The following is a 12,138-nucleotide window of genomic DNA, read 5'->3' on the forward strand; positions in this document are numbered from 1 at the left end:
AAACAGGAAACGGGGCAACGATGACCCGCCGGGTTACAACCAGAGGTTAAAATGGATAGTTTTCAAAAAGATATTGATGAAAGGGCTAACCTGGCGTTATCCAACAAATTTGAGCTGTTGTTGTTCCGCTTAGGGGAAGGCCAGCACGGCGGCAAATCAGAGCTGTATGGCATCAACGTATTTAAGCTGCGCGAAATTGTGCCAATGCAGAAGATCAATCGCGCTGCTGGGATGATGTCACCGCTGTTGGGTATGGCAAATATTCGTGACCAATTTATCCCGGTTATCGACCTGCCCGCCGTTACCGGCTGCACGCCAAAAACGGGCCTGAATCTTCTTTTGATTACCGAATATGCACGCAGCACGCAGGCATTTGCAGTGGAATCGGTGGAAAATATTATCCGCCTCGACTGGAGCCAGGTTCACGCTGCCGAATCCGGTGTGAGTAGCCGCAATATCACCAGTATCGCTTCACTCAATAGCGACGAATACAAAGGCGAACTGGCACTGGTACTCGATGTTGAACAGATTCTTTACGACATTATTCCTTCAGGCCGCAAAGTCGATATGGCGGCCATCGAAGGGAACACAAACCCTCTGAAACCGGGTGCTGTCGCGATTGTTGCCGAAGATTCAAAAGTCGCCCGCCAGATGCTTGAGCAAGGCCTGAAAGGCATGGGTATTCCGGTGATGATGCATTCCACGGGCCTCGAAGCCTGGGAGAAAATAAAAGTTATCGCCGCAGAAGCCAAAGCCGCAGGCCAGCCGATCACCGATCGTATTGGTATGGTATTAACAGACATTGAAATGCCGGAAATGGACGGATTTACGCTGACGCGCAATATCAAAACAGATATCACGTTAAAACACATTCCGGTGGTGATTCACTCGTCTCTATCAGGTAGCGCCAACGAAGATCACGTCCGCAAGGTGGGCGCGAACGGCTATGTAGCGAAGTTCGATGTGAAAGAGCTCTCGCAGGTGATTAATAAAGCGCTGGAAGGTGCAGTGGTTTAGTAGTTCGATTAGACTGAAAAAGGGCGAGCTGCGCAATGCACCCGCCCTCCGTTTTACTCTAAATAAAACACTTCTTTCAGCTCCGCACTCACCGGGCTGTTGTCGGCATTGCTCGGCATAATCTCGCTCATATGCTTCCACCAGCGCTGGCAAACTTCCGTTTGTGCGACAGCATTCCAGCGGGTTTCAGACTCAATCTCTACCGTGGCAAAAAGTAGGTGGCGTTGTGCATCAAGATAAATAGCGTAGTGATGAGCACCGTGCTGTTTAAGTACCGCTTCCAGCTCTGGCCAAATCGGCGTATGGCGACGTTGATATTCTTCATGAGCATCCGGGTTTACCTGCATCACAAAAGCTTTGCGGATCATAACGCCTCCAGATACAGCTCGCGCACTTCCTCGCGGGTTGCCACGCGTGGATTACATGGCGCACATGGGTCAGCCAAAGCGTTATCCAGCCAATCTTCGATATCTGTGGTTTGAATTCCAAGCTGGCTAAAGCCAGATGGAATACCGACGCGAGTAGAAAGCGCACGAATCGCCAGAATTGCCTCAAAGCTGGCTTCTTCTTCGTTCATATCCTGAGTATTGACTCCCATCGCTGCGGCAACTTTTGCAAAACGTGCAACGGCTTTCGGGCGGTTAAAAGCTTCAATAACTGGCAGTAAAATCGCGTTGCAAACACCGTGTGGCAGGTTGTGCGTGGCACCCGGTTGGTGGGCCAGCGCATGTACCAATCCAAGGCCTGCGCTGTTAAACGCCATACCTGCCAGGTATTGCCCGTAAGCCATCATTTCACGCGCTTCAAGGTTATGACCATCGTCGACTGCTTTCGGCAACCACTGGCTAATCAGGCGGATAGATTCCAATGCGTTAGCATCAGTTAACGGATGCGCGGCAACGGAAACATAAGCTTCAATGGCGTGAGTTAACGCATCCATACCCGTTGCAGCAGTGACACTTGCCGGAATATCGAGCATTACGCTTGCATCATCCACAGCAATATCCGGGATGAGGTTAGTGTCGATAATCACTTCTTTTACATGGCGCACAGAATCGGTGATGACGGCGTTACTGGTCATCTCTGCCGCCGTTCCCGCAGTGGTGTTAATCGCCACCAGCGGAACACCCGGGTTAGTGACTTTGCCAACGCCCGAATAAGCGGTTGATGGACCTGGGTTTGCAGTCAGGATCTTCACCGCTTTGGCAGTATCGATTGGACTGCCGCCACCGAAGGCAATCAGGTAGTTACAGTTGGCAGCCTGATAAGCGGCAAAGCCTTTTTGCACCAGTTCTTCGGTCGGGTTCGGGAACACTTCATCAAACAGTTCATAAGAAAGCTGATGCTCATCAAGCGCGCTAAACAGGCTGTCTAGCAAGCCCATTTTCACCAGTTGCCCGTCAGTAATGATTAACGCTTTTCCCCACGGTTTGGCGGCAATCAATTTCACCATATCGCCGATGGCACCTGCGCCGTGAAGGCTGATTTTTGGTAAGGCCAACATAAAGCTCATCGTCATGTTCCTTATAGTTCTAAAGCGCTTGCTAACGGGGTGACGCCAAAACGTTTACCAAGAGCGATAAGCTCGTCACGACTGATGGTTTGTTTCATGCCGCCCATGGAAATGACTTTTACCAACACTTCGGCAGACTTCTCGGCGGTGTCGATAAGACCGAATGCCTCATCAAGCGTTGGGCCACTACCGAATACCCCGTGGAACGGCCACAGCACCAGCGAGTGTTTTGCCATTTCACCTGCGGTCGCGTTGCCAATTTCATCGGTACCCGGCACCATCCACGGCAGAATGCCGACGCCGTCCGGGAATACGACTAAGCACTCAGTGCTGCCTTCCCACAGTTTGCGTGTGATGACGTCGGTTCTATTTTCCAGCACGTAGGTCAAGGCAATCAGGTTGGTGGCGTGGCAGTGCATGATCACGCGGTCTTTCCCGCCGGTAGTTTTGATACGCACACTGTGTGACTGGAAATGCGCCGCCAGCTCAGATGTTGGCACAGCTTCGTTTTCCAGGCCCCATAAGATGTGGTAGCCGGTACCCCGGTTGTCGACTTTCACCACGCCGATATTTGCCGCCGGATCAAGTTGCACATTGCGGAAGAATTTTCCTGAACCAGTGACGATAAATGGCGTGTTAGCCAGTTCAGGCATTGGCTGGCTTAATGAGATGTAACGCGGTGCGGCGTGGAAATCAGCCTGGAATGGCGCGATATCGGCTTCATCCAGGCGCATGGTAATGTTGCCGCCATTGCGCTCGTCCCAACCTTTCAGCCAGGCATCGCTGGTTGCTTTGATCATGCCTTCTACAAACCAGGCGTTGAGGATGTTCTGCATAGTCTTGTGTTCCTGTTATTCGTCTGGCAGATGGCTCTGCCCTACGTTCGATAATAAGTAGTAGGGTGGATAAGCGAAGTGTCATCCACCGTTGAGTCGTTAAGCGCGTTTGCTCAACACGTCTTTTTCATAGCTGCGTACTGTTTTCAGCCACTGGGCATCAACCGGCGTGTCGTTGCGCTGGCAGTACATTTCCCACACCGCCGCCCACGGCAGAGATTTTTGCTCTTCGAGTAACGCCAGGCGCGCGGTGTAATCACCTTCAAGTTCCAGCTGGCGCAGCGTCTCGGTTGGCTCGAGCAGCGCGCGTAGCATGGCTTTCTTCATGTTGCGCGTACCGATAACCCAGGCGGCGATACGGTTGATTGAGGCATCGAAGAAATCCAGGCCAATATGAACGCGGTCGAACAGGTCATTGCGGATAATCTCGCTGGCAATGGCCTGAGTTTCGTCGTCCAACAGCACGACGTGGTCGCTGTCCCAACGCACCGGACGGCTTACGTGTAGCAGCAGGCGCGGCACATACAACATGGCGCTGGAGATTTTGTCGGAGATGACTTCGGTTGGGTGGAAGTGACCGGCATCCAGACACAGTGCGGTCTGGCGGCTGGTTGCGTAACCAAAATAAAACTCGTTAGAGCCGACGGTGTAGCTTTCCGCTCCAATGCCAAACAGCTTGCTTTCTACCGCGTCGATATGGTGCTCAGGGTTAAGTTTTTCGCTCATCGCTTCATCAAGAGCGGCGACTAAACGCTGGCGCGGGGCCAGGCGGTCGACGGTGATGTCTTTCATGCCATCCGGGATCCAGATGTTCATCACCGACGGCGTGCCGAGTTGTTCGCCGAAATACGCAGAAATTTTGCGGCTGGCTTTCACGTGGTCAATCCAGAACTGGCGGATTTCATCGTTAGCATGGGACAGCGTAAAACCGTCGGCACTGAGCGGGTGCGAGAAGCAAGACGGGTTAAAATCCAGACCCAGTTTGTTGGCTTTCGCCCATTCCACCCAGTTTTTAAAATGCTCTGGTTTGATTTTGTCGCGGGAAACCGGTTGTTCAGACTCCAGATAAATCGCGTGCAGGTTCAGGCGTTTTGGCCCAGGAATCAGGCTTAATGCACGTTCCAAATCCGAGCGTAATTCGGTGGCACTGCGTGCTTTACCTGGGTAGTTCCCCGTGGCCTGAATCCCACCGCTCAGCGCACCTTCCGGGTTTTCAAATCCGGCAACGTCATCGCCCTGCCAGCAGTGCATAGAAACCGGTAAACGATCGAGCTGTTGCAGTGCGGTTTCAACATCAACACCGACAGCAGCAAAGCGCTGTTTTGCCAGTTCCCAGGCTTGATCAAGAGGTGTGGTCATGCGCAAAACTCCTTACTTGTTTGAATGTTGAGCTGAAACTGCGCGATGTGGCGAGCAATTTCGCTATCTAATTGAGGGGTAAAAGATTTCAGTTCGTAGCTGGCGGCGACAATTTTGCGGAAGTCGTCGACATCAGTAATTTCGTCCAGCGCCATTAACTGGCAGCCAATATTGCCAAGCGTTGAAGCTTCAATCGGTCCGGCGAAAACAGGAATACCGCAGGCATCGGCACAAAGTTGGTTAAGCAAGGCGTTCTGGCTACCGCCGCCAACAATGTGCAGGCAGCTAAACGGGCGGCCACGGACGGCGGCCAGTTCTTGCAGAGTTTTGGCATACAGCAGCGCCAGGCTGTCGAAAATACAGCGCGCCAGTTCGTTGTCGGTGAACGGCACCGGCTGGTTGCTTTCGCGGCACGCAGCCTGAATTTCGCGGCTCATGCTTTCCGGGTTAATAAAACGATCGTCGTTCGGGTTGATCACAAAACGGCAGGCAGCGGTTTTTTGAGTGCGATCGATAAGATCACCCAGATCGGTGATCCCCAATTCTTTGGTGACGCGCTGCAAAAGCCACAGCCCCATAATATTTTTCAGTACCCGGTAGCGCCCTTCTGCACCGCCTTCATTAGTGATGTTTGCGGCTAACGCAGCACTGTTGGCGTAGGGGGTTTTGCTCTCAAAGCCCATTAACGACCAGGTGCCGGATGAGAGATATGCCGCGTCTTTGTCTTTGAGCGGCGCACCAATGACCGCGCTGGCGGTGTCATGCGTGGCAACGGAAACCACCGGGATTTTGTTGCCTTCGCGGCAAACCCATTGGCCGATAACATTGCCAGGATGCGTCGGCTTGCCGAACCATTTATGCGGCACGCCCGCCCAGTTGAGCAGCGTTTCATCCCAATTGTCGCTGTTGATATTCACCAGTTGTGTGGTGGTAGCGTTGGTGTATTCCCAGTTGAGCGCACCGGTCAGCCGGAAGCAGAAATAGTCCGGGATCAGCAGCGCATGTTCGACGTTATCGATAAGTTCTGGCTGCTGCTCCACCAGCGCACGCAATTGATAAAGCGTGTTGAATGGCATGAACTGGATGCCCGTACGACGGTAAATCTCGTCACGGCCAAGTTGATTTAGCGCGGTGTCCATCACGCCATCGGTGCGGCTGTCGCGGTAAGAAACTGGCTGCCCAACGCGATTACCGTCGCGACCAACCAGCACGTAATCCACACCCCAGGTGTCGATGCCGATGCTGTCGATGGCGATGCCTTCGTCGCAGGCTTTTTGCAGGCCGGTACGGATTTCACCTTCAAGCGCATCGACGTCCCAGACGGTAGAACCATCGATCTGTTTTAAGCAGTTGGTAAAACGATGAATTTCACGCAGACAGATGCTGCGGGTTTCACGTTCAAAGCGTGCCAGCATGACACGGCCGCTTGATGCGCCCAGGTCTACCGCAACACTATGGCGTAGAGTCATTTTGGGGGTCCTTGCTAAATGAATTGCCCCCACTCTAAAAAGTTACGCTGTCGTGCACCTTCTCGACACTGACAGCGCCAATCAGCCGTTGGCAAAAAGGCAAAGGTGAACGTGAGTGATGTCACATATTCGTGTTTATCACCCCTAAAACTGCCCTGTGACGCCCTCCGCATTTCCTGATAATTCCCAGCCTTTCTTAAAAAACGAACAGTTTTTAGCTAGTTTCGTGTCGAAACTTTAAGGTGCTGATGAGAAGCGTTATCTACTATCGAGCTACTTTAAATGAGCCTGGGGGTAATGATGACGATATTGCATGGTTTTGATTTTTTCCCATCTGGACATTCATCCGTGGCGATTGAGCCGCGTTTACCCCAGCCCGCATTCCCGGAACACCATCATGATTTTTATGAGATTGTTATCGTAGAACACGGTACTGGAACGCATGTTTTTAATGGTCAACCGTATACGTTGAGCGGGGGCTCCGTCTGTTTTGTGCGTGACCACGACCGCCATTTGTACGAGCAGACCGAAAACCTCTGCCTGACCAATATTCTGTATCGTGCACCCGATGCGTTTTGCTTTTTGTCCGGGCTCGATAAGCTGCTGCCACAGGAGCAGGACGGCAATTATCCATCCCACTGGCGCGTGAACCAGCCGGTGTTGCAACAGGTTCGCGGTTTGATTGAAAAGTTTGAACAGATTGGTGAAGCAGCGGATACCCACGCCGTCGCTAACCGTGAAATTCTGTTTATGCAACTGCTGGTGTTGCTACGCAGAGGCAGCATGATGGAAGGTGCTACCAACTCGGAAGGCCGCTTAAACCAACTAATGGCGTGGCTTGAAGACCATTTCGCCGAAGATATATGTTGGGAGCAACTGGCCTCGCAATTCACCCTTTCCCTGCGCACGCTGCATCGTCAGTTAAAACAGCAAACCGGCATGACACCGCAGCGTTATCTCAACCGTTTACGCCTGATGAAAGCCCGGCACCTGCTGCGCCACGGCGAGGAGAGCGTAACGGATATCGCCTTCCAGTGCGGGTTTGGCGACAGTAACCATTTTTCGACGCTTTTTAAGCGCGAGTTTTCCTGGTCCCCGCGTGAGATTCGCCAGGGGCGCGACACACAACTTCAGTAATCGCGAAGGCAATCACCGTTTTTTTAGCCAAAAAAGCCAATACTTTCTGATTGTTCTGGTTTTGAGGTATTGCTGTGGCGGGTCATTTAGTTCTCAAAAAAGCAGATTTTTTCGCCTCCACCGTACAACCCGTAGCGGTGGCCGACCGCTATCCGCAAAACGTCTTTGCCGAACATACCCATGATTTCTGCGAGCTGGTGCTGGTGTGGCGCGGCAACGGCCTGCACGTACTGAACGACCGCCCCTATCGCATCACCTGCGGCGACCTGTTTTATATTCGCGCCGAAGATCGCCACAGCTACGAATCGGTTAACGGCCTGGTGTTGCATAACATTATCTATTGCCCGGAACGGCTGAAGCTCAACGTCGACTGGAGCGAACTGCTGGATAACGCGGCAGCTTCTGGAAAAGACCCGCGCTGGCGTTTGAGCAGCCACGGCATGGCGCAGGCACGCCAGTTAATTGGCCAACTGGAACACGAAAGCGTGAAGCCCGATGCGCTGTCGTTGTGTTTGACGGAAAGTCTGTTTCTGCAGCTGTGTATTCTGCTGCGTCGCCACCGTTACAAATCTCAGGATGCCGCCGGGCCAGACAGCAACGAAACCCTCGATTTATTGATGGCTGCGCTTGGGAAAAGCCTCAACACGCCTTTTGAACTATCGCAATTTTGCCAGCAGCATCAGCTGGCAGAGCGCTATTTGCGGCAGTTTTTCCGCCAACAAACCGGCATGTCCATCAGTCAGTATTTACGCCAGCTAAAGATTTGCCAGGCTCAGGATTTATTGCGCCATAGCGAGCTGTTGATTGGGGATATCGCCACACGGTGCGGCTTTGAGGATAGTAACTACTTTTCAGTGGTGTTTACGAAAGAGACGGGGATGACGCCACGGATGTGGCGTCAACGATACACGCTTCAATTGGATACCCTAAATAATTCAAGTTGCAGGTAGGCGGCAAAGGAACTTATCCCCAGGAGCTTACTAAAGTAAGTGACTGGGGTAAGTGAGTGCAGCCAACAACCCTGCGACTTGAAGTATGACGGGTATTACGCAGCCATACCAAGGCCGACGATGTTTGCCGCAATAATAATCACCACACAACCGATGCTCAGTACACCAACAGGCCTTCTACCTGCTGACTTCCACTCTTTCATGATCAAGCCGACCAAACCGCCGCACAGCACGTAGAAACTCATGTGCAACATCCAGCTCATGTAGTCGTATTGCGCAGGAATTTTGGCGTGGCCCCAGGCGTAGAAGAAGAATTGCAGATACCACATCAAACCGGCAAGGGCTGCGAAAAGCACGTTGCTGATGATCAGCGGTTTTGCCAGTGAGAAGTCGGCTTTTATCGACAAGCTCTGCATTTTGGCCAGACGAATGAAGCAGTAGCCAAGGTTAATTACCGCGCCGCCACCCATAATGATGACGTAACTCGGCAGCGCGACATACAGTGGGTCAACGCCCAATGCTGCTGCGGCTTCATGCATCGGTTTTGCGGCGTCCATCGCAAAAGACATACCCGCCGAGAAAATGCCGCACATTACCGCTAGTATCAGCCCTTTTTTCAGGTTGAACTCTTCGGCTTTAATGCCCATTTTGCGTTCTTTAAGTTGCCCTGCGCGGGTGACAATCGCCACGCCCACCAGTGCCACCAAAACGCCCAGCAGTGTCATGCGCCCGCCAGGTGTGCCGATTAAAACATCAAATTTTCCGGCAATAATTGGCGTCATTAACGTACCGACAATCAGCGTGATACCAATTGCGATGCCAATGCCCATCGACATGCCGAGATAGCGCATCGTCAGGCCGTAGTTAATGTTACCAATGCCCCACATCGCACCGAACAGGAAGACTGGCAGCAGGGTTGAAGCGTTAAACGAACCGTAGTAAGCCCAAAAATCAGGAAGCAAAATGTAGCTGACCAGCCATGGCAGGATTATCCACGAGACGAAACCGCCAACGGCCCACATGGTTTCCCATGACCAATGCTGTACTTTCTTAAAAGGGGCGTAAAAGCAGGCGGCGCTTGCAGCACCCACCAGATGCCAGATTATCCCCATTGTTATTGCGTTACTCATTTTCTATCCCTCTGTTTTAGCCAAAAACGCAGGGGTGACAACTGGCAACCCCAATGCCATTGAGTCTAAAGAGTGAACAATGGGCGAACCTTCCATGTACTGCCGCCGCAGGGGTAAAGCTGGCAAAATTCAGGGGGTAGGATTGATGGGAGTCACAGTTCTTTATATCCCTTCAACCTGTTTTTGTAGGGTGGATAAGCGGTACGCGTCATCCACCATTTCTCGGATTAACAGATTTTCACGCTCTGTACGCCAAGCAGCCAGGCGAGTTTTTCCAGAACCTCACCCTGATGCCCAAGACCAATTGCACAATGATGAGCTGGCCCGCCGAGGCACCATTGGGTGGTGAAATCACGAGCATTTAACGGGAAACGGTAGCGGCTGTTGGTGTTGCCGATATCCAGCACTTCGCCCGGCACGGCTTCACCTTCGGCGTACTGCAAACGCACACCGTTTTGTGCATCCTCAACAATAGAAAGGAAAGTTACCGGGCCGGGTTTCACCGTCATCTGAATCGACACGCCTTTGCCCGGTTTGCCGTGATAAACCGGCAGAGGAACAAGGCACACATCTCCTTCGGCCATTAGCGGATGCGCCGGGCCATCATGCCCCCAGAGCACTACATCATCTTTAAACTCAATGCCATAAGGTTCCGAAAACGAGCCACCCGCCCCCAGAAGTTGCTGGATTTTCATTGCCAGTACGTTTTTGATCTCATACTCCCCGGCGACCGGAACGCCGCGCTGAGTCAGCAGCGTGTTGCCGAGAATAATTGAAGTAATTATGTTCTCGTAAGCGTTGCCGTTGCGTCCTTCGTAGTAATAGGCCAGCGCGCCGAGGCGGTTGTTTTCGATGAGTTTGTCCATTGCACAGGCGGTTTGCACCGCGCGTTCCAGTTCGACCTTTTCACAAGACGGATCGATTTGCAGCGAGGATTCAACTTCCTGCCATTTTTGTGCGCAGGTCTCAGGCGTGACTTGCTCGCGATATTCCGCCAGTTCGCACATTTCAAGCGGTTTGAAACGCACGCCAAGTCTGGCACTCAGATTGGTCATGTTGCTGTAAACATCTACCATGCCATCGTAATAGTGACCCAGAACGCCCACCTGGCAAGCAGACAACCCTTTTTGTACTTCCAGCGCCTGTAGCCATTGCGAGGTTTGCTCCCAGACATAGTCATCACCTTGTAATGCACCAACGATAAGTTGATAACGAATACCTGCGCGATTAAATACGTTCGCCAACTCTGGTGCACTGCACGCCTGGCAATGAGCAAGCCACTCACCGGTACGTTGACCGCGATCGGTCATGTCACGGATTTTGGCGTAGGGCAAACCTGGCTCCGGTTGCAGCGCCAGGATAATCACCGGCTTATTTATTTTTTGCACCAGCGGCAGCACGGTTGAGCTAAGCGCGTAAGTGCTGATGTAAAGCACAATGGCATCGACCGGCTGGCTTTGGAGTTGCGTAGCAAACGTATCTGCATTGGCGACGCTATCAATCAGCCCACCGTTAATGACAGTGGCGTTAAGCGTTGTGAGGCGTTGGTCAATGTGCTGCAAATAGTCCGTCAGGCGTTGTTCGAGGCCCGAAAACTGTGGCCAGTAAGTATCAAGGCCAATACCGAAAAGGGCGATATTAAGCGACATAAGGATGCTCCTGCGTATGAAGAAACGCTGACTATCACCCTAATTTTTCCGTACTGCCTTTGCCGCAATGCCAGTTTCTGAACAGCGTGGCAAAAAACGATTTATCCACCTGACAACGCTCACATTTTCGCCATCATGCCAAAAAGTTATAACCTTATAAAAACTACGGCATTGATAATCATTTTCAATATCATTTAATTAACTATAATGAACCAACTGATTACGCGGCGTTAACAGCTTGTTCGCCGTTCGATAATATCCCTAAGACCTTCGAGTTACAGGAAGGCGGCAAGTGAATGAGTCCTGATGAGCTTAGTAAACTAAGTGATTCAGGTGAGTGAACGCAGCCAACGCATCTGCAGCTTGAAGGGGGACGGGTATAAATGGAGATGATGAATATGAGTTATACACTGCCATCCCTGCCTTACGCATACGACGCCCTGGAACCACATTTCGACAAACAAACGATGGAAATCCATCACAGCAAACACCACCAGGCGTACGTAAACAACGCGAATGCAGCGCTGGAGTCTCTGCCAGAGTTCGCAAGCCTGCCTGTTGAAGAGCTGATCGCTAAACTGGATCAACTGCCGGCAGACAAAAAAACCGTTCTGCGTAACAACGCAGGCGGCCACGCTAACCACAGCTTCTTCTGGAAAGGCCTGAAAACTGGCACCACTTTGCAAGGTGACCTGAAGGCAGCCATCGAGCGTGATTTCGGTAGCGTTGATAACTTCAAAGCTGAATTTGAGAAAGCAGCAGCAACACGTTTCGGCTCCGGCTGGGCGTGGCTGGTTCTGAAAGGCGACAAACTGGCTGTTGTTTCTACTGCAAACCAGGACAGCCCTCTGATGGGCGAAGCGGTCGCTGGCGTTTCTGGCTTCCCAATCGTGGGTCTGGACGTTTGGGAACACGCTTACTACCTGAAATTCCAAAACCGTCGCCCTGACTACATCAAAGCATTCTGGGATGTGGTGAACTGGGACGAAGCAGCAGCACGTTTTGCCGCTAAAAAATAAGTTGCATTGCAACTGACGAGAGGCGAGCCTGATGGCTCGCTTTTTTTATGTCTGTTGCA

Annotated in this window: 11 protein-coding genes; 4 read left to right on the plus strand and 7 right to left on the minus strand. The window is 52.0% G+C overall.

Annotated features, from left to right (window positions below; translation table 11 throughout):
- Positions 1 to 51: 51 nt before the first annotated feature.
- The gene (locus LVQ79_RS02950) at positions 52 to 1,017 is read left to right on the plus strand and encodes a chemotaxis protein (RefSeq protein WP_232863836.1); all 966 of its coding nucleotides are present in this window, start codon (positions 52 to 54) and stop codon (positions 1,015 to 1,017) included.
- Between the two features lie 53 nt (positions 1,018 to 1,070).
- Here LVQ79_RS02950 and rhaM read toward each other — a convergent pair whose 3' ends face one another.
- The 5 genes from rhaM to rhaB form a co-directional block, all read right to left on the minus strand.
- Positions 1,071 to 1,385 carry an L-rhamnose mutarotase gene (gene rhaM / locus LVQ79_RS02955; RefSeq protein WP_134185738.1) on the minus strand — a complete coding sequence of 105 codons (315 nt, stop codon included), beginning with the start codon at positions 1,383 to 1,385 and terminating at the stop codon, positions 1,071 to 1,073.
- On the minus strand, positions 1,382 to 2,530 hold the full coding sequence (gene fucO, locus LVQ79_RS02960; protein WP_232863837.1) for a lactaldehyde reductase: 1,149 nt from the start codon (positions 2,528 to 2,530) through the stop codon (positions 1,382 to 1,384). The genes rhaM and fucO overlap by 4 nt, the downstream gene beginning before the upstream one ends.
- Before the next feature lie 11 nt (positions 2,531 to 2,541).
- Positions 2,542 to 3,366, minus strand: coding sequence for a rhamnulose-1-phosphate aldolase (gene rhaD, locus LVQ79_RS02965; protein ID WP_151993716.1), 825 nt, complete (start codon positions 3,364 to 3,366; stop codon positions 2,542 to 2,544).
- Between the two features lie 99 nt (positions 3,367 to 3,465).
- Positions 3,466 to 4,725, minus strand: a complete 1,260-nt coding sequence (rhaA, locus tag LVQ79_RS02970; RefSeq protein WP_232863838.1) for an L-rhamnose isomerase — start codon at positions 4,723 to 4,725, stop codon at positions 3,466 to 3,468.
- On the minus strand, positions 4,722 to 6,194 hold the full coding sequence (rhaB, locus tag LVQ79_RS02975) for a rhamnulokinase (RefSeq protein ID WP_232863839.1): 1,473 nt from the start codon (positions 6,192 to 6,194) through the stop codon (positions 4,722 to 4,724). The genes rhaA and rhaB overlap by 4 nt, the downstream gene beginning before the upstream one ends.
- Positions 6,195 to 6,494: 300 nt before the next feature.
- On the opposite strand from rhaB, the gene rhaS reads away from it, so the two are divergent.
- Together rhaS and rhaR are read left to right on the plus strand one after the other, a co-directional pair.
- Positions 6,495 to 7,331: an HTH-type transcriptional activator RhaS gene (rhaS, locus tag LVQ79_RS02980; protein ID WP_232864023.1), complete on the plus strand. Its 837-nt coding sequence runs from the start codon at positions 6,495 to 6,497 to the stop codon at positions 7,329 to 7,331.
- A 74-nt stretch (positions 7,332 to 7,405) separates the two neighbouring features.
- Positions 7,406 to 8,281, plus strand: a complete 876-nt coding sequence (gene rhaR, locus LVQ79_RS02985) for an HTH-type transcriptional activator RhaR (RefSeq protein ID WP_232863840.1) — start codon at positions 7,406 to 7,408, stop codon at positions 8,279 to 8,281.
- Positions 8,282 to 8,376: 95 nt separating this feature from the next.
- Here the strand turns inward: rhaR and rhaT are convergent, their stop codons facing one another.
- Positions 8,377 to 9,411 (minus strand): L-rhamnose/proton symporter RhaT, encoded by a 1,035-nt coding sequence (rhaT, locus tag LVQ79_RS02990; RefSeq protein ID WP_232863841.1) that lies wholly within the window; start codon positions 9,409 to 9,411, stop codon positions 8,377 to 8,379.
- A 227-nt stretch (positions 9,412 to 9,638) separates the two neighbouring features.
- Positions 9,639 to 11,060, minus strand: coding sequence for an L-fucose/L-arabinose isomerase family protein (locus LVQ79_RS02995; protein WP_232863842.1), 1,422 nt, complete (start codon positions 11,058 to 11,060; stop codon positions 9,639 to 9,641).
- 398 nt (positions 11,061 to 11,458) lie between these two features.
- Here LVQ79_RS02995 and sodA point away from each other — a divergent pair, with 398 nt between their 5' ends.
- A complete protein-coding gene (gene sodA, locus LVQ79_RS03000) occupies positions 11,459 to 12,079 on the plus strand; it encodes a superoxide dismutase [Mn] (protein ID WP_120065883.1) in 621 nt (206 codons plus the stop codon).
- The last annotated feature ends 59 nt before the right edge of the window (positions 12,080 to 12,138 follow it).

It is taken from the genome of Buttiauxella cochleicola (genome assembly GCF_021282405.1).
GTDB lineage: Bacteria > Pseudomonadota > Gammaproteobacteria > Enterobacterales > Enterobacteriaceae > Buttiauxella > Buttiauxella massiliensis.